The following is a 20801-nucleotide window of genomic DNA, read 5'->3' as shown; positions in this document are numbered from 1 at the left end:
ACGACCGACGGCATCCACGACCTCCACCGCAGCGACGACACGACACGCCACCACTCCCACGGGAACGCCCGCCCTATGCCCGACCAGCGAAAACGCAGTCCTCAAGCCCGGAAAGACAACAGCTACTTAGGCCGGGATTCGGGGCCTGAGCGGGTCTGTCCCCGGTGCGCCCCGGAGTCTCCCGTTCAGCCCTCCAGCGTGATCGACAGGATCGCTCCGATGAAGCCTCCGGTGGTCACCTGGGAGCCGTGCCAGGTCTCCCCGGACTCCGGCTTGGTCCCGTACATCTTGAAGTAGAACAGGGGGTCGCCGCCGGAGGCGGTGTCGTTGCCGACGCCTGGGTCGCGCCGGGCGTAGTTCTCCATGGTGACGTAGTCGTTGCCGCTGGTCGCCACGGTGGCACCGAAGTGGTACTCGAAGGTGTTGTTCCTGTCTCGCGACGCCTCCTGATCGGCGTCGCCGTAGCCGACCGTCACCAGGGCGGAGCCGGGCGGCGGGGGCGGCAGGAACTCGTTGAGGCCCAACTCGCGCAGTGCCTGGTCCAGTTCGGCCGAGTTGGCCGCCTTCAGGTCCTGGAAGGCGCGGCTCATGTCCTGGGAGTAGGACAGGTATGCCTTCTGGTCCCCGCCAACTCCCTTCTGGAAGGCGTCCTTGACGCCGTCCAGGTGCTCGCTGCCACTGTCCTCGACGATGTCGAGGACCCGGGCCAGGAAGTTCTCCCAGGCGCCGATCCCCTGGGCCGAGATGCCCTTCTTGCCGGTGACGAACTCCGCCATCTCGTTGCAGCGTTGCGGGGTGAGGATCGACAATCCGGTCGCCTTCTTCGTCATACCCAGCGCCCCGGCCATCCCGGTCCTCTTCGTCTCCACCACCGGCTTGACCTGGTAGAGCCGCAGTTCCCCGGTCTCGCCCTGCACGTGCAGATAGCGGGTGCCCCGGCGGAGCCGTACGCGACCGGCGAGTGCGGTGTTCGCCGCCTCGATGTGGGCTTCGGTGGCGAAGAAGACCTTCGATTCGCCCGATCCCTGCTCGATCGCGAGGTCCAAGCCGTCCGAGAGACGCAGCGGGACACTGCCGTTGAACGCGACGTTGGCCGTGCGCGCCTGCGTGTCGGAGAAGTAACTCCCGTTCGCTTCTTGCTGGCTGGGGAAGAAGTGGTCGTCGCTTTCGGCGCTCTTGTTCGAACCGATGGACGCACGGCGGTGCTTGGACGGGTAGTTCACCGCGCCGGGGGCGATCTCGACGTAGCGCTGGACGGGAGCCCGGCTGCCGCCCTGCGCCGGGGCCGGCTTGGCGGTGCCCGCCTCCGCCGCGTCCTCAGGACCTGGGGAGTGGCCGTGGCCTGCCATGACGCGGTGGGCGTTGGCCTCGGCCTCCCGCTCGAACCGGTCGGAGGGGTCGCTCACGCTCAGACCCTGGCCGGAGTCCGCGCCGGAGACGGGGCCGGAGCGCTGCTGGATGACATGAGTGAGCTCGTGGGCGAGAGTGTGCTTGTCCGAGCCGTTCTCGCCGATGACGATGTGCCGGCCGGAGGTGTACGCGCGGGCGCCGATCTCCGTCGCGGAACGCTGGGCAACGGCGTCCGCGTGCACGCGGACGTCACCGAAGTCGGCGCCGCCGAAGCGGTTCTCCATCTCGGCGCGGACACCGGAGTCCAGCGGCCGACCGGAGGAGCGCAACACGTCGTGGACGCCGGACCGCTTCTGCACGGAGGGCTCGTGAGCGTCCTCGACGCGGCGCTCGCGCTCCTCCCCTGACAGCAGGCGGGCCACTGCCGCGTTTCCCACGGCGCGTTGCAGCGCCCGTATGGAATCGGGGGACAGCCGTCCGGCTGGGGCCTGCGCCGGGATGGCAGGGCCGGCGGCCGGCCGGCGGGGCCGGACCGACGCCTTGCCGGTTGCGCTGTCTGACTCCTCGTGTCTACGCACGGTGCTCCTTCGTCGGAGGACGGTGAACGTGCCTCTCGCCACAGTCTGTCCGTGCACGTCGGCGCAGCGGAAGAACCGGAAGGGCACCCTTGGGGCAACCTCAGCCCGAGCCGGGGGCACCCGGGACCGAGTTGGCCGGCTGGGTGGCCGCGCACACGGACGCGGGCGCCCCCGGGGAACCGGATGCGCCCGCATCGCGGCCCCCGGAGCGGACACGGTCCTGGACCGGGCCGGCGGCTGACCGGCAAGGGCGGCGATGCCCGTGGGGGAGTCGGCAGGAGGGTGGTGGGACCGTCCTGCGCGGGACGGGGGACAGAAGTCACCGGGCCGGCCGCTCGGACGCCACGGGCGCCGCGAGGGACGAACCGAACGACGTGACGCGCACCGCACGGATGAAGGGCATCGTGTGCACCGAGACTCGCCATGAGCCCGCCTCCGCCAACTTGAAGACACAGGTCAAAGGGGTGGTGTGACGGTGTTCGGGGATGCTCACGCGGCTCGTGGGTGGCCGTCTGCGGAGTAGGTCATCTGGCAGCGGTTGACTTCGAGATTCGTCAGCGCGCGCAGGAGACGGGTCGACCGGTGCTGACCTCTACCGCCATCATCGTCCTCAGCGGAGGTGTCCCTCGGACTGCAGTTGCTGGGCCCCGGCAGCCGGTCCGCAGGTTTTCTCCAGGAGGGTGAACGACTTGGGTGCACCGCCCGGCTGCGGTTTGCCTGCCTTATGGCCGACGACCTGGTAGCCGACGTCCAGGTAGTAGGAGTTCAGGCGCGCGTTGCCGGCCAAGCAGTCCAGACGCACGAATTCCCGCCCCGTCGCGGCAATGCGGCGCTCCGCGGCACGCAGCAGGAGCCGTCCCGTCCCCGGCTGGGCGTTGCCGCGGTCCACCATCAGCCGGTGCACGTAGCCGGCCACCGGTGGCTGTGGTCCCCAGGCGTCCTCGTCTTCCCACCACAGTTCCCATGCCCCGGCCACGCGGCCATCAGCCTCGGCGAGCCAAACCTCACCACTGGCCATGGTCCTGCGGAAGTGGTCCTCATTGAGCTGACCGGGCTGCCACTGGCCGGTGATGCCTTGGGCGAGCATCCAGTGGGCGGCGTCGTCACGCAGTCGGACGAGGGTGGGAAGGTCGGTCTCCTCGGCGAGGCGGAAACGGAGATCGTTCACGTCGAGATCCTCGCATGGGCTCGGACGGCAGCGAGCAGCGGGACCAGGAGCAGCGCCGACGACAGCCGCAGGCCCTGGGCTCCGCTGCTCGCGCATCGCACAGCCTCACACCGGGCCCCCGCCTACCTGGGGACACAGGCCGTGAAGCTCAATGAGCAGCCGTACGTAGTGACGGTGCCGTGACCGCTGCAGCTGCCCCTGAAGTCCCAGAAGCCGGGCCCCTGCAGTGGGCCGTGTATCTGCGTGCCGTCGCGGCAGACGGTCCACGCACCACTGCGACCGTAGTCGACGGTGACCGTCGCACGCCAGGACACCCCGTCCCAGCAGTACGTGTTGAAGCCGTGGTTCGGGACGTGTTTGACGCTTGTCCCACCCGCCTGCCAAACGACGTGATGCTTCACGTCTGCATAGGCCGAGTCGGACGAGACGTCAACGCCGCGGCTGCACCGCCTGAAGCGACGGTGCCCGCGATAGCCGCGGCTCCGAGTAACAGGCTGATCGTTCTTTTGCGCACGTCGGTTCCCCTTCACGCTCTGATTGGTCAAGTCAGGATTCCTGTGTCGATGTTGGCAATGCGCGTTGCTTTCCTGAAGTCCTGTTTGTGGCAGCCCACTTCTTTGGGTTCACAATCAGACACCAGGGGCATGTTTACACCCTTTTAAGTGCTCTTTGGTCTGCAATGATCCATCCCACGGCGCGCCACTCTGCTCCGTTCGCCGGCTCCTCCACGACCGCCCGCAGGGGAGACCAGCCATGGATGCCCCGCACGTGCACGCGTGCACTGTTCTGTCGGTCTTGCCCCAACTCTTCTCGCCGCTGGGGCAATTGGGGAACGAGTCGGGGTGGCTGATCGTCGTCCAGCTCTTTCTTTTTCCCTTAACCTTTAGTCAAATGGCGTCACTTGAAGCACACAGGTGTCATGCGTTACGGACGTCCCTGACCTGGACTCCCTTTCCCGAGCCAGTGGAGGCAGCCGGTTTCACATCTCTGAGGTCGCAGACCCGTGAGTGAAGCACGGCTCGACCCTCCGGGATGGGACGACTGAATTACGGCCGACCGATCAGGCCGCCTGTCCAAAGCCGCCTGAGCGTCGCCCCCGGCATTCGACAACGGCGACCGCCGCCATGCCCGATGACGCGCGGCGCCGCCAATCGGAGGCGCCCGGCTCACTCCGCCCCCGGCGGTGCACCTGACCCTGGTGGATTTACTCACTCTTGCGAGAGATCGCCTGTCAAAAGGAGACGTACATGCCCAGCTCTCCCCTGAAGCGCCGCACCTTCATCCTCCTCGGTGCCACGGTCGCCATGTCAGCCGGCCTCCGAACACCGGTGGCCGCCGCGGCGGCCTCCCCCTCGGTGCCCACCGGCGCGCCGACGCCGGTCCGGATCGTCGACGACAAGGCGACCTCCGCCACCCGCGCGCTGTTCGCGTACCTGAAGCGGCAGCAAGGCAACGGCATCCTGTTCGGTCACCAACACGACCTCACGTACGGCTTCACCTTCACCACTCCCGATGGCAAGGCGTCCGACACCAGGGCAGCGGTGGGTGACTACCCTGCGGTCTTCGGCTGGGACACCCTCATCCTCGACGGCGACGAACGCCCCGGCGTCCAAGGCGGAACCGAAACCGAGAACATCGCCGCACTCAGCCGGTGCATCCGGCAGGGGGACGCGCGCGGCGGGATCAACACCCTCACCGCCCACATGCCGAACTTCGTCACCGGCGAGAACTTCTACGACACAACGGGCCAAGTGGCCGCCCACATTCTTCCCGGAGGCGCGAAGCACGCGGACTTCAACGCCTTCCTCGACCGCATCGCGAAGGCGGTCAAGGGCGCGCGGCGACCGGACGGCACGGCGATCCCGGTCATCTTCCGCCCCTTCCACGAGAACAACGGAGGCTGGTTCTGGTGGGGCGCGGGCCACACCACGTCGGGCGAGTTCATCGAGCTGTTCCGCTACACCGTCGAGTACCTGCGTGACATCAGGGGCGTCCACAATCTGCTCTACGCCTACTCACCCAACTCGAGCTTCGGCGGCGACCCGACCGGCTACCTGAAGACCTACCCGGGCGACAATTTCGTCGACATCCTCGGCTACGACTCCTATGACGAAGCCGCCGGACCGACCCCCTGGCTGGACGGTCTGGTGAGGGACCTGGCGATGGTGGTCCGGCTGGCGAACGAGCGAGGCAAGGTGCCGGCCTTCACCGAGTTCGGCGAGAGCGGTACCGAGGTCCGTAACCCGCAGTGGTTCACCCAACTGTTGCAGGCCGTCAAGGCGGACCCGCTGGCCCGTCAGATGACGTACATGCTCACCTGGGCCAACTTCGGCGGCACCAAGCGCGCTTATGTGCCGTACCCGGGCCATGTCCTGCTGCCGGACTTCGTCTCATTCCATCAGGATCCCCACACCCTGTTCGCCGCCGATCTCAGGGGGGTGTTCTCGGCCAAGACCACCGCTGTCAGGAACGTCCCGTTCATGCATCTCGTGAGTCCCACGGACCGACAGCGCGTGACAGCCTCCAAGAGCACCGTCCGGGTGCGTGTCACGCCCGCGAGGGCCGGCCGGGTCACCTATTCCGTGAACGGCGGACGTGCCAGACCGTTGCGCCTCGACGCCGACGGCTTCTACTCGGGCGACTGGTCGATCGACCCGGCCCTGCGGAACAACCGCCCGGTGACCCTCACCGTGAGCGCGCGGGTGCACGGCGAAACGCTCACCGACTCAGCAGTGGTTCTCCTCGGCGAGGTCGCGCCGCTGCCGGTCGGTTGGGTCGACGACTTCGAGGGATACGCCGGAGACGATGCCGCCGTGAGCGAGGCGTACACCCATGTCAACTCCAACACCATTGCCCTCTCGCCCGACCACAAGTTCTCGGGCTCCTACGGACTGGCCTACGCGTACGACTTCACCGGCTCCGAGTACACCGGCATAGGCAGGTCGGTTGTCGCGGACTGGTCCGCTTTCACGTCGCTGGCGCTGTGGCTGCGGGGCGACGGCTCCGAAAACGCCGGGGCGTTCGAGATCGTCGCTGACGGAATCCAGTTCCAGTACCAGTTTCCGCTGGCCGACACGAGCGGGCAGGAGATCAGGACCCCCTTCAGCGAGTTCCAGCCCGTTCCCTGGGACACCGCACACGCCACAGCGGTGCTCGACCCGGCTCATCTGGCCAAGGTGACGGCGTTCAATCTGTACCTCGGCCGTGGAAGCGACACGGTGACCAAGGGCGTCGTGTACGTGGACAACATCAGGGCCGAATGACACACCTGGCACAGAGAGGGCGTCGGCGTAGTTGCGTGACGCCCTGTCTGTGATCACCGAGGTTGAGGCCGTGGGGTGTAAGGGGGCGGTGCCGTCGGCGTCCAGACGGGCCCGGGCCTGAGCCGGCATGCGCGCGGTGTCGTAGACGCCGGCGGCCATGCCCCTGCCGATCAGCCAGTCCCCCTCACGCGTCGAGCGGGGCTTGGGGTCGCGGCGGTGCCAGCCGAACTCGCGGGCGCCGACGGTGTAGCACTCTCGCAGCCGGCGGGTGGAGAACGGCAGCCCGCTCGACTCGTCCTCGTTCGGTTCGTTGCGCCGGCGCAGTTCGATCGGGTCGACGCCGAGATCGGGGGCGAGTTCGTCCATGGCCGACTCGATGACGAAGGACGCCGTCTGGAAGCCGGGGCCGCGCATGTACAGCGGCGTGGGCAGCTCCGCATACTCGCCTCCTGGGCCGCCGACCAGCACCTGCCCGCGTCGCCACCACTCACCTGACCCCTCGGCCGCTTCTACGACTCCGGCGGCAGACGGCAGAGGGCAGACGGTCGATGGCGTGACCGGGCCCCTCAGCCGCAGTGACTCTCGCGCCATGAACTGACTTCCCGCGCCTGAGCCAGGCTTTCGTTCACTGTCACCTTGCTACCGCACAAGGAGCACCACGATGCACACCCGCACACTCGGTCAGGGCCTTGAGGTCTCGGCGATCGGACTGGGCTGCATGGGCATGTCCCAGAGCTACGGCCCCAACCCCGGGGACCGTCAGGAAATGATCGGTGTGCTCCGCGCCGCCGTCGACCGTGGCATCACCTTCTTCGACACGGCCGAGGTATACGGCCCTTACGTCAACGAAGAACTCGTGGGCGAGGCGCTCGCGCCGGTGCGCGACCAGGTCGTTGTCGCCACCAAGTTCGGCTGGCGCATCGAGGACGGCACGTCGGTGGGGCTCGGCAGTCGGCCTGAACAGATCAAGAAGGTGGCCGACGCCTCGTTGCGCCGGCTGCGCACGGACACGATCGGGACCTCTTCTACCAGCACCGGGTCGACCCCGACGTGCCCATCGAGGACGTGGCGGGCGCGGTCGCGGAACTCGTGCAGGAGGGAAAGGTACGTCACTTCGGCCTGTCCGAGGCCGCCGCGGCGACGATCCGCAGGGCCCACGCCGCCCACCCCGTGACCGCGGTGCAGAGCGAGTACTCCCTGTGGACCCGGGACCCCGAATCCGAGGTACTGCCCGCACTCGCCGAACTCGGCATCGGATTCGTGCCGTTCAGCCCGCTCGGCAAGGGCTTCCTCACCGGCACCGTCGACACCACGACCGCGTTCACCGAAGGCGACATCCGCGCCTCCATCCCGCGGTTCGACCAGGACAACCTCGCCGCCAACCAGGCCCTGGTCGAGGACGTCGCCACCCTCGCCCGCGCCAGGAACGCCACCCCCGGGCAGGTCGCCCTGGCCTGGCTCCTCGCCCAGCACCCCTGGATCGCCCCGATCCCCGGCACCCGCCGCATCGAACGCCTGCAGGAGAACGCCGGCTCCACCCAGATCGCCCTGTCCGCCGACGACATGGCCGACCTCGACGCCACGGCGGTCCGCATCGGCGTGCACGGCGACGGCTACAACGACCAGCACATGCGCCTCGTCGGCAAGTGAGACGACCTGCCCCGCGCCTACGGCTCTGAGGAGGCCGCTGAGAAGGGGGTCTGTCCAGCCAACGCGCAACTCGCGTGAGGTGAGTTGGGCGCGGCCGACGGAGACTTGGCCGTTGGAGGAGATGTCGAAGGCCTGCAGGGCGGGCTTCCAACGCATGCTCCAGCATTCGCGCCCCTGGCCGGTGGGGTCGAGGCTCATGGCGGCCATGTAGATGCATTTGAGGGCTGCTGGAGCGTTGAACGGAGTCGGCGCCACACGGGGCTTCTCCAACAGCGGGATGAGTGGGCGTCGACCATTGCTGTCCCGCCCCCATGCCGCCCGGTGCAAATCTCGCCGCGCCCCGATAAGAGTGCAGGCGACCTCGAAAACCGACAGACCCCCACTACACCCTCTTCTGCGATGAGCGCGGTTTTCTCCCGACCAGGAACGATTCCCGACCAGGGACAAATCCTTCCTACCATCCCCGCTGAATTCCGTGCCACGCTTCGAGAGCGCGATTCACCCAATCGTTCTTGAGGAGAAATTCCCGCCATGTCTTCCATTTCCACCCGCCCCACGGTCGCCGTCGCGTTCCACTCCGGATACGGTCACACCGCTGTCATCGCCGAAGCAGTGGCGCGCGGTGCTGCGGCAGTCGGGGCCGAGGTGATCTCCATCTCCGTGGACGCGATCACCGAGGAGCAGTGGGCGCAGCTGGACGCCGCAGACGCGATCATCTTCGGTGCCCCCACCTACATGGGTACTGCGTCCGCCGCCTTCCACACCTTCGCCGAGGCAAGCAGCAAGCGCTGGTACACGCAGACCTGGGCGGACAAGATCGCCGCAGGGTTCACCAACTCCGGTGCCAAGAACGGCGACAAGTCCTCGACGCTGGGCTACTTCTTCACCATGGCCGCCCAGCACGGCATGCACTGGGTCAGCCTTGGGGTGCAGCCGGGCTGGGCCTCCACGGAGGGCAGTGAGGACGACGTCAACCGTCTGGGCTACTTCGTCGGCGCGGGCGCGCAGACCCCGGTCGACGCCGGCCCGGAGGCGGTCCACAAGTCAGACATCGTCACCGCCGAGGGCCTCGGTGCCCGCGTCGCGCAGCAGACCGCGTTCTTCAGCGCCGGCCGTGCCGCCCTCGCGGCCGCCTGACACAGCCCCTCTCCCACATCGTCAGATCATCCAGGAGCACCTCCATGTCTGATTCCCCGAATCTCGCTCTCGTCCGCCGTCTGTACGACTCCGGCATGGCCCCGGACGTGGTCGCAGAGGTCGTCCACCCCGACGTCGTCTGGGACATCACCCCCGGCTTTCCCTACGGCGGGGTCTACAAGACCTGGGCCGGCGTCAGCGGCGACTTCTTCGGCCGGCTCGCGCCGCGCTTCACCTCTTTCAGCGCGGTGGCCGAGGACTTCTACGACGCCGGTGAGCACGTCTTCGTGCACGGCCACTACCACGCTGTGTCCAAGTCCGGCCAGGAGTCGGACGCGCGGTTCATCCACCTGTGGACGGTCACCGACGGCAGGCTGACCCACCTGATCCAGGCCGCGGACAGCCACGTCGTCCAGCAGGCCGCGAACAACTGACCGCCCGCACCCACCCCAGGGAACACCCCATGGCGAAGATCCTCTTCCTCATCACCGCCGCCGACCACTGGACCCTGGCCGACGGATTCGAGCAGCCGTCCGGGTTCTGGGCCGAAGAGGCCACCGGTCCGTACGGCGTCTTCAAGGAGGCCGGCTACGAGATCGCCGCGGCCACCCCGGGCGGCGTACCGCCCACCGCCGACGCGCTCAGCCTGACCCCCGACTTCAATGGCGGCCCCGAGGGCGCCGAGCAGATGAAGACCGCCCTGCGCGAGGCGACCGAGCTGGCGAACCCCATCCCCATCGAGGACGTCCGCATCGACGACTACGACGCCGTCTTCGTCCCCGGCGGCTGGGGCCCGATGGAAGACCTGTCCGACAACCCGGAGGCCGGCAAGCTGCTCAGTGACTGGCTCGCCACCGGAAAGATCGTCTCGCTCGTGTGCCACGGCCCGGCCGCACTGCTGTCCACCGTGGACGCCGACGGCAAGTCACCGTTCCACGGCTACCGCCTGACCGGACTGTCCAACTCCGAGGAGATCCAGAACGGCCTCGCCGACCGGGCGAAGTGGCTGCTCCAGGACCGTCTTGTCGCCGACGTGGGCGCGGACTACCGCAAGCGCGAGGAGAACTTCGCCCCCCACCTCGAAGTGGACCGCACCCTCATCACCGGCCAGAACCCTGCTTCGGCCGTCCCGCTCGCCCAGGAAGTCGTCAAGACCCTCGGCTGACACCCGCACCGCGGCTCAAAGAAAGAGGTAGTACAGATGGACAGCAACGCGACCCTTCCCAGCGTGGGACAGACCTGGCTGGCCGACCTCGGCCCGGACACGCCGCTCGGCCACTTCACGGTGGAGATCACCTTCGAGTCGGCGACCCAGGTCAGCTTCGAGGTGACGGGCGGTGCGATCAAGGGCCGGAAGCAGACGATGGAGTACACCACCAGCCGGCTCCGCGACGGCCTGTACGTCGTGCGCTGGACCGAGCCCGACGCCGGTGACCACGTCACTCACATCGAGGACTACACCGAGGGCACCTGCATGGCCAGTTCCGTCATCGGAGGCGAGTTCGTCCAGCTCCACGGGAAGTGGAGCCGCGTCAGCTGAACCCGTGGGCGACGGCGGACAGCCCGCGCGTCGTCTGTGGTGAGCGCTTCCAGGGACAAATCTCTCCTCCTGACACGCGGCTCCTTCGATGTCAGGGTGAGGGCATGAACCACGATCCTCACCGTCACGATCTCGGGGAATTCCTCAAGGCGCGCCGTGCCGAGCTGGACCCGGCCGCCGTCGGCCTGCCCGGCGGTGGCCCGCGTCGCGTCTCGGGACTACGCCGTGAGGAGGTCGCCGTGCTGGCGGCCATCAGCACCGACTACTACGCCCGCCTCGAACAGGGCCGTATCCAGCCCTCGCCGTCGGTGTTGGGCTCACTGGCCCAGGTCCTGCTCCTGGACGACGACCAGCGTGCCTACCTGTACGAGCTTGCGGCCAGGGACGACTTCCGCCCTCCCCGCCGACAACCGCGCCTCAAGGCGCAGCCGCAGTTGCAGCGCATGCTCGATGACATGGCGCACACCCCCGCTTTCGTGATCGGACCGCGCACCGAGATCGTCGCCTGGAACACCATGGGCGCTGCCCTGATCACCGACTTCGGAAAGATCCCGGAGAAGCAGCGTTACTACGTCAGGCTCCTCATCACCGATCCCGCGATGCGTGAGCTGTACGCGGACTGGGAGGGCGTCACCCGGCTGTCCATCGCCCAGATGCGGATGCACAACGCCGACAACCCCGGGGACGCGCAGCTCGCCGCGCTGGTGGGTGAGCTCTCGGTCCGGGACGCCCAGTTCCGGCGTTGGTGGGGTGCCCACAACGTCGCCGTCCGGGACACGGGGGCCAAGCACCTGCGCCACCCCGTCGTCGGGGACCTGCACCTCGACTGGAACGCCGTCACCTGGACCGCCGACCCGGACCTGCAGATCATCGTCTGGACCGCCGAATCCGGCACGCCCACCCACGACAGCCTGCGCATGCTGGCGTCCTGGGCTGCCGACCCCAGCCACACGACCAGCGGCAGCTCCGCCTGACCTTCTCGAAACCGACGGACGCCTGCGCTACATGCGAGTGGCCTGGCCTCGGTCGGTGTGGCTGTGCGCCGTCACTTGTGTTTGCCGGCGGAGGCGGTGACGACCGGCTCGAAGTCGGCCGGCAGGAGTCTCACTGCCAGATTCACGGCCTCTGCGGCAGTTTCGACTTCGCCGACTACGGCGTGGGGATCACGACGACGGACCATGAACGATCCGCTGCGCAGAGGTTCGGTGGATCCGGCCTGCAAGATCCAGGGGTAGTTGGTGCGGCTACTGAAAAGCAGAGCGAAATGACTGGTGAACGGATACAGCCGCCGTAGCCGTGGTGTCGCCGCAGCGGCCTCCAGCAGCGGAACGATGCCCGGATAGGGGTGTCCTGGCGAGCGAATCTCGTGGACATCGCGTGCCCACTGCCAGCTGAGTTGTAGAGACAGCCATCGGGCTTCGACGGCGGCGGCAGGCCCGAGACTGCGCGCTGCAGCCATGTCGGACATAACCGGTTTTGGAGGCAGGGGCGGCGGTTCTGAGGCTTGGCTGCTCGGGTCCACCGCCACAGTGTGCTCCTGCCTGGGCGTTCACGGAATCAAGGGCAGAGCCACGTAGTTCCCGGGGATCATGTTGTCTGGGCGGGCTGGCGCGACCTGGCCAATCAGGACTTCGACCTGCCGGAGCTTCGGTTCACCGCAGGTCAGTACGAGGCCGAGGTCCTGCGAGCCGGAGAGGACCGCAGTTGGGAGTGGCCGGCAGTAGCGGTTGCGCGGCTGCTTGAGGCGGGGCTGAGGGGACACGGAGACTGGCTCGTCAGGTGGGACTGCGAGTTGGAAGGCGTCTGGGCCTCCCGCAAGGAACCCGATCGAATCCACGTCGTCCTGATGCATCCCCGCAGCCGGGCCGATGCAGATCTGCCCTGGCTCCAGTTCGGGATGACCCTCCCGATCTCCGCGCACGCCCCATCGGTCCAAGCCGAGCGCTTTGAAGCACGGCTGACCGCAGGCGATCCCCGTGCCACCGCCGAGGTCTGGGGAGGTTCGCATGATGCCGAGCAACTGGGCTACCCATGGCCGCCGGTCGCCCCGTTGTTCACATGAAGAAGCGTTACCGTGCGGGCGGGGAACTACGTGACGCTGATCGTGTGGATCGTGGGGAAAGGCGTGACCGCCGACAGTGCCGGGTCGGCGCCGAAGTGCCGCTAATGAACCTTCGTCAGCAGGACACCGGCGGTCGGCGTGTCCGGCGAGAACTGGAAGGGGCGGAAAATCACCAGTCCTTGTACGGGCTCGACTTGTGGGAGCGCGCCAACGATCCGCCTCACCGGCCGACGACTACGCCGTCGAAGGTGTGCTTGGTATGCGGATGTCAGCGGTCGGAGGTCTGGTGGGGGCGCGGCGCTGGTTGGACAGCCGCGCGGGGGCCGGTCGTGTGCTGCTTCCCCAGTACGCCGTCCGCGTTGGTCACCTGGGTGCGGATGTCCCGTTTGATCGCGGCGAGTTCCCGTGTCTTCTCGTTCATCGCCCGGCGCTGGTAGGCCGCGTCGACGGAGGACCAGACCCCGATGACGTTCGTCCTGCGCTTGCATTCCACGTCCTTGCCGGCCACGGCGATCTCGGCCCGGGTGGCCGTCGGGCCCGTGAACTCGGCGCCCTTGCCGGGGGCCCGGGTCGGATCCGCGTACGCGTAGCCGTACTGCCGCATACAGCGTGACCAGGCGCGGAAGACCCTCACCACCCGCGGATCCTTCTGCGAGTCGTGGTAACTGCCGATGTTGATCGTGCCGACGAGTTCCCGGTTGCCGATCTTCTCGGGGTCGCCCGACAGAGCCGTCGTGGCTTCCCCCTGGCATCCACCCGCCGGGACGGGGCGTCCGCGCTCGTCCTTTGCAGCCCGTGCGCCGTCCTCATGGAGGCCCGTCAGGACCAGCATCTCCTCCGGCCCTGGGGTCGGCCCCGGACTCTTCTGTTTGGTCCGGCTCGGCATTGTGCCGGGAGCGGGGTGGTATCCGTGGCGGGCGGCGAGCCGGGCGTCCGTAATTCCGTACCGGTGTGCCGTGTTGGCCGGATTCAGTGTGCCGGTGTCCGGTGCGGCTTCCGTGGGGACGGGCCAGCGGTGGTCGAAACGCTCCATGCAGGACGCGGTGAGCACGGCACGCGCCCGGAACAGGCGCGCCACCTGACGGTCGGTGAACAGATAGGGCTCGATGGGCAGGACCAGCGACCTGATGTCGAGCCTCGTCGGCACGCCGGCCACCGGGGGCGGTCCCGATGCCTTCGGCTGCGGCTCGGCGGTCTGACCTTCCGCGCAGCCCGCGATGACGGCGGACAGGACGACCAAGGCCCCGATCCGTCCTGCCAGCTGTGTGGTGAGCGCCCGCATGTCATGTCCCCCCTTGTGTGTGCGGCCGTACGAAGGGCCCGCCCGCGTACGTCGCGAACGGGCCCGAGCCGGTGTCAGCCGACGCTCCACCAGCTCAACGATGCGTTGTTGTTCCGCACACCGTTGTTGAGCTGCCGGGCGTTGCCGGGGTAGAAGTCGTCGTACGGGGCGTTGCCGCTCGCGTTCTGGTTCTCGTTGTAGTAGATCCGCGCGGCGTGGGTCGCGTCGTTGTTCCAGGCGCGGTTGACGTTGTTCTTCACAGGCTGACCGTGGCCGTCGCCGCCCGCCGCGAAGGTGTGGCCGGCGAAGTCGTCCACCCAGCCGTAGTACTTGCTCCATGAGCTGTTGGCGGACGCGCTGTAGTAGAGGTAGATGTTTCCGTCCCAGTCGGCGCGCTGGGCCTGGGCCGGCGCTGACGACGCGGCCTGGGCGGACGCCTGGGTGGTGGCCAAGGCGGTGGTCCCGGCGACGAGAGCTGCCGCGACCGCGAAAGAACCGACCATCCGACGTGCAGATGTCACGTGTGTCCTCCGTTTGCCTACGGGCGGCGGCGGAAGCCGTCGGTAGCCTCCGCCGCCGTACCCCCGTGGTGACTGGCTCTGAAACTAGGCCTGGGCCAGCAGGGCGAGGGAGCATTTTCGGTCCTCGCCGAAAGACCGGGGCTGGCGAAATCGGAGCTATCGCGCCCTGCGTTCATGGGGGAGAGTGAGACGGTTGGGGTAGCAGCCTTTCGGGGGGAAGCTGATGCTGCGTATCCATTTCAGTGCGGAGGACCTCGGTCGGATTCGCCTGGCCACAGGACCAGATCCCGCCTGGGAGGCTCTGCTCAGTCTTCATGTCCTCGGCGGCTCCGGCACCGATGCCGAACTGCAGCGCTGGTCCACCCGAGTCCGGACGACGTTGAACGTGGCTTCCCGGCCGCTGCTCCATCTCGTTCCGTCACGTGGGTATTCGCCCGACTTCCTGACGCCCGCCGAAGGGGCGACCGACCCGGACGCCGCCGTCGACATGATTCTGTCCACCTCCCGGGCCCGCCTGCGGGCGGACATGGCGCTGCTCGGCGGGGAGCGGAAACTGCCGTCGTGGGCGCCCGCGCTCGCCTCGGGCGTCCCTGCGGCCAGGCGGGGTCTGGGCAGGGCCCTGCGCCACTACCACCGGCAGGCGCTGCATCCGTACTGGACGCAGATCAGTGCCTCGGTGAACGCCGAACGGGCCCTGCGCGCCAAGGCGTTCCTGGCCGGCGGGACGGACCGGTTGCTCAGCGGTCTGCACCCCGCCGTGCGCTGGCGGGCACCAATTCTCGAGATCGCCTATCCCCGGGACGGGGACCTGTACCTCCAGGGGCGTGGGCTGCGGCTCGTGCCCTCGTATTTCTGCCGGGGAAAGCCCATCACACTGCGGGACGGCTCCCTCGCACCGGTGCTGGTGTATCCGGTGAGCCGGGGCGTCGGCGTCCTGCGGCCCCACAGTTCCGCGGGGAGGGCCGGTGCGCTCGACCGGCTCCTCGGCCGCACCAGGGCGGCGACCCTCCTGGCGATCGCGGAGGGGGAGAACGCCACCGGCGGCGAGACGGCCCGGCGCCTGGGCATCTCGCCCGCGTCGGTGAGCGAGCACGCGACGGTGCTGCGTGACGCGGGCCTTATCCAGAGCTGGCGCGTGCGCAACACCATGCGCCATACCCTCACGCCGCTCGGCGTGGAGCTTCTGGACGGCCGCGCACAGCGAACCGGGCTCTGAAATGGTCTGTGGTGTATCTCGGCTTTCTGATGAGCGGTCCGCCGGGAGGCACCGCTGTCATCACCCACACAAGTGGTGCGCGACATATGCTCGTCCTTTATCTTCCATCCGCGCTGTAAGGCGGGGACGGAAGGTTCCAGACGGCGTCTGAGCGGCTGACGACCTTTCGAAGTTCGCGGGCGCTTTGTGGCGATATGGCTTTCATCACCTTGTCGAGGAGGGCTCGGGCTTCGAGAGGGTTGCCGCAGCAGTACCAGTGCGCGTTGCCCCACTCGTAGTCGTGCCAAAGATCGCGCTCGGGTTGGTGGACGTAGTCCTTCCACAGGCCCACAGCCGTGTTGACGTCGCCTGGCTGCAGATAGTTGCGGGTGTGTTCGAGACGGATGATCTCGGACAGTGCATGCGAAGGCAGGCCGTCGATGACTGGTCTCGCACCTGTTGTCCGGTGGCTGCCTGGGGCGCCGACACGGATCTGTCCTGGCCGTCTACGCGGCATGGACCTTTCGGTTCGTCGTCATGCGGTACACGGTGCCACGGTCTCGAATGGCGTCTCGACGGGTTCGCCCGCAAGGGGACTCGCCGGGCGCGGGGGCGCCTTCGTCTGATCACGTGTTCCGACCGAGGTACACGTGACCATGACGAAGAGGTCTGGAGCGACGGGGCCCGGCTGTTCAAGTGGACCAAGACCGCCGACCAGCTCCTTGACCGGATCTGCCGCTACTGCTCACGTATCTCCGAACCGGATCAGTAGCTCGCCGCTGCCGCCGGCGCAGGCGCGAGCACCGTGCGCAGCCCCACCGGCGCCCGGCCGGTCAGCGCCTCGACGTCGCCGCTCAGCTGGTTCAGCTGCCCCTCGCGGATCGCGCGGCCGAACGAGGCCAGAAACCGCGCGACCTCCTCCGGCATCCCATGCGAGACCGCGCCTGCCACGAATCCGTCCTCGTCGAGCGATATGCCTGCCACCGCCGCGCCGCCGACCGACGCGTACAACTCGGCCAGCTGAGCACCGGTGAACCACTCCGGCCTCGTGATGTCGTACGCCTTGCCCGCGTGCTCGTCGCCGCACGCCAGGACCGCCGCTACCGCCGCAGCGCAGTCCTCGCGGCTCACGTACGCGGTCGCGCCGGCACCTGAGTTGTAGGCGAACGTCCCGCTCGCCACCGCGACTTGGGCCGGGGCGACCTGCATCTCCGCGTACAGGCCGTTGCGCATGAACGTCCACGCCACGCCCGCTGCCCGCAGTGCCTCTTCCGTCGCGGCGTGGTCGGGCACGATCGCCGCGGCGTTGACGCCCACCACCGGGTTCGGGATCGACGTGTAGGCGATCAGCGACGCGCCGGCGGGCTTCGCCGCGTCGATCGCGTTCTGGTGCTGCACCCGCGCGCCGGGCGGGCGTGTCGAGATCAGCAGGACGCGCGAGGCGCCCGCGAACGCCTTCACCAGCGACGCGGGTTCGTCGAAGTCCCCGAACCGCACGCTCGCGCCCCGCGCGGCCAAGTCCTCCAAATCGCTGACCTGTCGCGTCACGATCACCCCCGCCGGCCTCGCCCGCGTCGCCCAGGTTCTGCCCGGCCGCATCCAGTCGCCCGCCGCCTGTTGTTCGACCCCCTCACCGACGCCGATCTCCACCACCTCGGCGACATCATGACCTGCGTACGCGACCGCATGCGCGCCCAGCCCGCCCGCTCTGCCACCCCTCCCCGCAAACGCCGCACCGCCACCATCCACCCGGACGAGGGGCTAGCCCCGCTGTAGGACTGTCAAACGAACGAACGGTGTAACCAAGGTGGTTGGAGTTACTGGCCGGCGGAGTTGAGTCGGCCGTCGAAGGTGATGGCGAAGGCGTTGAGGGCAGTCTTCCAGCGCATGATCCAGTGGGTCTGGTCCTTGCAGGTGGGTCCGGCAACATGATTGCCATGTAGACGCACTTCAAGGCGGCGGTCTCGTTCGGGAAGCGGAAGCGTCCACGGGGGGCCGGTTCGCGACCGCGCCGTCGCGGATCTTCACCCGTCCATGACCTTGCCGGTGATGGTGAAGGTCGTCGGGCGGAAGACTTCGGCGCACAGACCTCGGCCGGGTAGGCCTGGACCTCACCGGTTGTCAGGCCCTTCGCGGACAGGGAGATGACCATCTCGTCGACGCCGGGCAGACGTTTCTGCCGCTTCTTGACGATCTTCGGCTCGAAGCTGCCTTCCCGGTCGCGGGGCACGGTTATCTCCACCGGGCCGACGTCCGTGAGCACGGTCTTGGCCCGGGTCCCGTTGCGGCTGTTGCCGCCGTTCTTCCCGGCCGGATCGTGCTTGTCGTAGCCGAGGTGATCGGTGATCCCACCCTCGAGTGCAGACTCCAGCAGCCGCTTCGTCAGCTGCTGAAGCAGCCCGCCCTCACCCGTCAGCTACAGGCCCTGGGCCTGGGCGCGGCCCACGGGCTCGGCAAGGAGCTGGTTGTCCACCAGCCCTCGCAGACTGCGGCTCAGCTGCCTCGACGAAGTCGGCCTTGGGCACGTTCTCACTGGTCATCGATGCGTCTTCCTTGATCAGTAGTTACGCCGAACGTTTTGAAGTCCCCGAATCGGTTGAGCGGGGAAGAGTTGGGCCGCCCGGCTATGAAGTGTCCGGTCCGAGTTGGGCTCTCAGGGACGCCTACGGCGCCGCTACCGCGATGAGCTGCGCTGATGATCATTGACCGTTCGGCTCGGACCCAAAGGATCGGCTGGTCACGGGGCGGCCCGGGGAAGAGCGCCGACAGCCTGGTCGTCGCGGAGCGACTCCGCGTTCCCCATGACCAATTCCGCGGAGTTCGGATTGGGGAATATCGCCGTCGTTCACGCCTGGCACTCGATGGAACCGGCCCGCCGCCTGCTGAGGGACCGGCTGATGGTGGTGCTGGGGGCACGCCCTGCTTGCTGAGCGAGTACGTACCGGGCGGCATCCACCAGTACTCCGACCCGTCGGGATCGTTCTGCCACATCCCGAGGCACTCGGAGCCTGTTTCATGCGCAGCATGCCCATGAAGCGACGACCGGTCGAATCCACCACATGCGCCCCACAGCGTCCGTGGGGAATTTCCCCGCCGGACCCCTCCTGTTGTCCAGGTCTGGCTACCTTCGCCTCGCCCGGTCCGGTACAGGAGAGGTACATCCATGACCACGCCGATCCACCGCACCTCGACACGGCAGTCCGCAGCCGTCCCGACGTCGGCCCGGCACCGTGAGGGAGCAAGCCGGACCGGGAGTACGTCCGCACGCCCGCCGGAGCGCGCCTTCCTGGAGATGCAGTCCCGCGCCGGCAACCGGGCCACGGCTGCGGCGGTGCAGCGCGTCCGGGACACCGAGAGAGGGAATGCGGCGGCGAACGGCGACGGGTCCCCGGGAGCGAAGAAGAAGAACTACCGCGACCGGATCGCCGCGCTCCTCGACAGGTTCAAGAAGAATCTCGAACCCATCGACACCTTCATCAAGGGCTTCCAGACCCCCACCAACGGGGCCTTCACCCAGCAGGCCGCCGTCACGGCCAACGAGGGTCTCAAGCACTCCGCCGCGGCCTCGGGAACCTCCGCAGCGTCTGGCAACCTCCTCACGGAGGCGGCCGGCACCGTGGTCAGTGGCATGGACGCGTACAAGAACATGAAGGACGCCAAGAAGCACGAGACCGGGGCCGACCACCACAAGGCGAAGAAAAAGGCTAAGACCAAGGGAGCCGACACGGTCATCGGCGCCGCCAGTTCGGGAAGCTACAGCGCCGCCATCGCCAAGGAGGCGACCAAGATCCAGAAGGCGGCGGACGCCGCGGTGGCTTCCGAGGCGAGCGGTATCGCCAGCGCTTCAATCGGCGCGATCAAGGCCATGCGGTCCGCCTTCCGCATCGGGGGAGCAGCCAACAAGTACAAGCAGGTCAAAAAGCTGGGAGATCCCCACCTCGTCCAGGCGGGGTCACTGGCACGGCTGAACGAGTCGCACGAGCAGGCCGGCTGGGCCGCAGCGGAGGCTTACGTCGCGCTGGACACCTACTGGAAGGATGAGGGCCCGGGACGGCTGGAGCTCGTTTCCGAGGCCATCGACGCCGCCTGGGAGGCGATGGGTGAAGCCCGCGATGCCGCCGAGAACCTCCAGCGCGCAGAAAACGACGTGGAAAAGCTGAGCAAGGTGCAGCAGTACGCGAAGAAGAAGCAGCTCACCAAGATCGGCAAGGAGACGGCCGGCGGCGGGGGCGAGTCCGTCAAGGCCGCAGCCGGCGTCGTGACGGCGGTCGCGGCGGGAACAGTCGGGCTGGCGAGCAACCCGGTCGGATGGGGCCTCGCCGGGGCCGGGGCCGGTCTCGTCCTCGGCGTCACCATGTACAAGGCGCTGCGCGCCGCCACGAAGCGCTACGAAGAGGTCCACCACCCCGAGCGCTGGGCGCCGCAGGGCGAGACCCCGGCGGAGGCCGCCTCCCGCACGGAGTCGCTGAAGCACGCGATGAAGTTCTGGAAGAAGGTGTCGAAGGGCGAACGCCAGGCCATGGCGCGCGAGATCTATGCCTTGGCGGCGGGCCCCGACATCTCCGGGAACACCACGGCCGAGATGCGGGAGTCCGCCAGGTCCCTGCTCATCGCCCTCAAATCCGGCCCCGCCAAGCACAAACTGGAGCCGGACGCGTGGGCCGAGACCCTCAACGACCCGGCGAAGACGTCCGGTTGGATCGCGGAGATAGCGGAGCAGCTGGCCTCGGGGTGATTTGGAGCGGGGCGGCTACCGGGGCGTCGACAGGGCGGATACGAACGGCACCCAGGCCGCACGGCTCAGCGCCGGCCGGGGGCCTTCGGCGTTCTTGGAGGCGTGGACGTGACGGGCGGCGGGGGATCACCAGAAAACCCCTCGCGACACCATCATCCAGGAGCAACGCCTTCAGATACTGCGCGGCCTGCTCGACCCCGCAGCCGGCCACTTCCTTCGCGACCGCGCGGCTGTCATCCTGCTCGCGCTCTCGCACAACCGCTGACTCGCATCACCGCGCTCACCCTGGACGATCTCGACCTCCACGGCGACGAAGTCCG

Annotated in this window: 15 protein-coding genes and 3 pseudogenes; 10 read left to right on the top strand and 8 right to left on the bottom strand. The window is 68.1% G+C overall.

Features of this window, described 5'->3' with window-relative positions:
• Positions 1 to 185: 185 nt before the first annotated feature.
• Positions 186 to 1850 (bottom strand): DUF4157 domain-containing protein, encoded by a 1665-nt coding sequence (locus tag G3I56_RS40515; protein WP_343240206.1) that lies wholly within the window; start codon positions 1848 to 1850, stop codon positions 186 to 188.
• Between the two features lie 688 nt (positions 1851 to 2538).
• Positions 2539 to 3096: a GNAT family N-acetyltransferase gene (locus tag G3I56_RS40510; protein WP_343240205.1), complete on the bottom strand. Its 558-nt coding sequence runs from the start codon at positions 3094 to 3096 to the stop codon at positions 2539 to 2541.
• A 1247-nt stretch (positions 3097 to 4343) separates the two neighbouring features.
• Between G3I56_RS40510 and G3I56_RS40505 the strand changes: the two genes are divergently transcribed.
• Complete coding sequence (locus G3I56_RS40505) at positions 4344 to 6359, top strand: glycosyl hydrolase (protein ID WP_164418217.1); 2016 nt, start codon at positions 4344 to 4346, stop codon at positions 6357 to 6359.
• An 84-nt stretch (positions 6360 to 6443) separates the two neighbouring features.
• Here the strand turns inward: G3I56_RS40505 and G3I56_RS40500 are convergent.
• Positions 6444 to 6785: pseudogene (locus G3I56_RS40500) on the bottom strand (molybdopterin cofactor-binding domain-containing protein); the annotation flags it as partial.
• A 235-nt stretch (positions 6786 to 7020) separates the two neighbouring features.
• Here G3I56_RS40500 and G3I56_RS40495 point away from each other — a divergent pair.
• The 6 genes and pseudogenes from G3I56_RS40495 (at position 7021) to G3I56_RS40470 (ending at position 11660) form a co-directional block, all read left to right on the top strand.
• Positions 7021 to 8009 (top strand): annotated as a pseudogene (locus G3I56_RS40495) (aldo/keto reductase).
• Positions 8010 to 8540: 531 nt separating this feature from the next.
• Positions 8541 to 9146: a flavodoxin family protein gene (locus G3I56_RS40490; protein ID WP_164418215.1), complete on the top strand. Its 606-nt coding sequence runs from the start codon at positions 8541 to 8543 to the stop codon at positions 9144 to 9146.
• A 44-nt stretch (positions 9147 to 9190) separates the two neighbouring features.
• Positions 9191 to 9580, top strand: a complete 390-nt coding sequence (locus G3I56_RS40485; protein ID WP_164418213.1) for a nuclear transport factor 2 family protein — start codon at positions 9191 to 9193, stop codon at positions 9578 to 9580.
• A gap of 29 nt (positions 9581 to 9609) precedes the next feature.
• Entirely contained in the window at positions 9610 to 10311 is a 702-nt protein-coding gene (locus tag G3I56_RS40480; RefSeq protein WP_164418211.1) for a type 1 glutamine amidotransferase domain-containing protein, read from the top strand.
• A 36-nt stretch (positions 10312 to 10347) separates the two neighbouring features.
• Positions 10348 to 10686, top strand: coding sequence for a hypothetical protein (locus G3I56_RS40475; protein ID WP_164418209.1), 339 nt, complete (start codon positions 10348 to 10350; stop codon positions 10684 to 10686).
• 104 nt (positions 10687 to 10790) lie between these two features.
• Entirely contained in the window at positions 10791 to 11660 is an 870-nt protein-coding gene (locus tag G3I56_RS40470; protein ID WP_164418207.1) for a helix-turn-helix transcriptional regulator, read from the top strand.
• Between the two features lie 71 nt (positions 11661 to 11731).
• Here the strand turns inward: G3I56_RS40470 and G3I56_RS40465 are convergent, their stop codons facing one another.
• The 3 genes from G3I56_RS40465 to G3I56_RS40455 all read right to left on the bottom strand — a co-directional run bounded on the left by G3I56_RS40465 (position 11732) and on the right by G3I56_RS40455 (position 14551).
• Entirely contained in the window at positions 11732 to 12145 is a 414-nt protein-coding gene (locus G3I56_RS40465; RefSeq protein WP_203691810.1) for a DUF6193 family natural product biosynthesis protein, read from the bottom strand.
• Between the two features lie 871 nt (positions 12146 to 13016).
• Positions 13017 to 14030 (bottom strand): hypothetical protein, encoded by a 1014-nt coding sequence (locus G3I56_RS40460; RefSeq protein ID WP_239135402.1) that lies wholly within the window; start codon positions 14028 to 14030, stop codon positions 13017 to 13019.
• 74 nt (positions 14031 to 14104) lie between these two features.
• A complete protein-coding gene (locus G3I56_RS40455) occupies positions 14105 to 14551 on the bottom strand; it encodes a hypothetical protein (protein WP_343240204.1) in 447 nt (148 codons plus the stop codon).
• Positions 14552 to 14774: 223 nt separating this feature from the next.
• On the opposite strand from G3I56_RS40455, the gene G3I56_RS40450 reads away from it, so the two are divergent.
• Positions 14775 to 15767, top strand: a complete 993-nt coding sequence (locus G3I56_RS40450; RefSeq protein WP_164418204.1) for a winged helix-turn-helix domain-containing protein — start codon at positions 14775 to 14777, stop codon at positions 15765 to 15767.
• 744 nt (positions 15768 to 16511) lie between these two features.
• Here G3I56_RS40450 and G3I56_RS40445 read toward each other — a convergent pair.
• A complete protein-coding gene (locus G3I56_RS40445) occupies positions 16512 to 17294 on the bottom strand; it encodes an NAD(P)H-binding protein (protein ID WP_164418202.1) in 783 nt (260 codons plus the stop codon).
• A gap of 69 nt (positions 17295 to 17363) precedes the next feature.
• Between G3I56_RS40445 and G3I56_RS40440 the strand changes: the two genes are divergently transcribed.
• Complete coding sequence (locus tag G3I56_RS40440) at positions 17364 to 17522, top strand: hypothetical protein (protein ID WP_164418200.1); 159 nt, start codon at positions 17364 to 17366, stop codon at positions 17520 to 17522.
• A gap of 310 nt (positions 17523 to 17832) precedes the next feature.
• Here the strand turns inward: G3I56_RS40440 and G3I56_RS44500 are convergent.
• Positions 17833 to 18183 (bottom strand): annotated as a pseudogene (locus tag G3I56_RS44500) (transposase); the annotation flags it as partial.
• 726 nt (positions 18184 to 18909) lie between these two features.
• Between G3I56_RS44500 and G3I56_RS40430 the strand changes: the two are divergent.
• Positions 18910 to 20481, top strand: a complete 1572-nt coding sequence (locus G3I56_RS40430; protein ID WP_164418198.1) for a hypothetical protein — start codon at positions 18910 to 18912, stop codon at positions 20479 to 20481.
• Positions 20482 to 20801: the final 320 nt, after the last annotated feature.

Source organism: Streptomyces sp. SID12488 (assembly GCF_010548275.1).
GTDB lineage: Bacteria > Actinomycetota > Actinomycetes > Streptomycetales > Streptomycetaceae > Streptomyces.
This window is presented reverse-complemented; position numbering and strand designations above follow the sequence as displayed.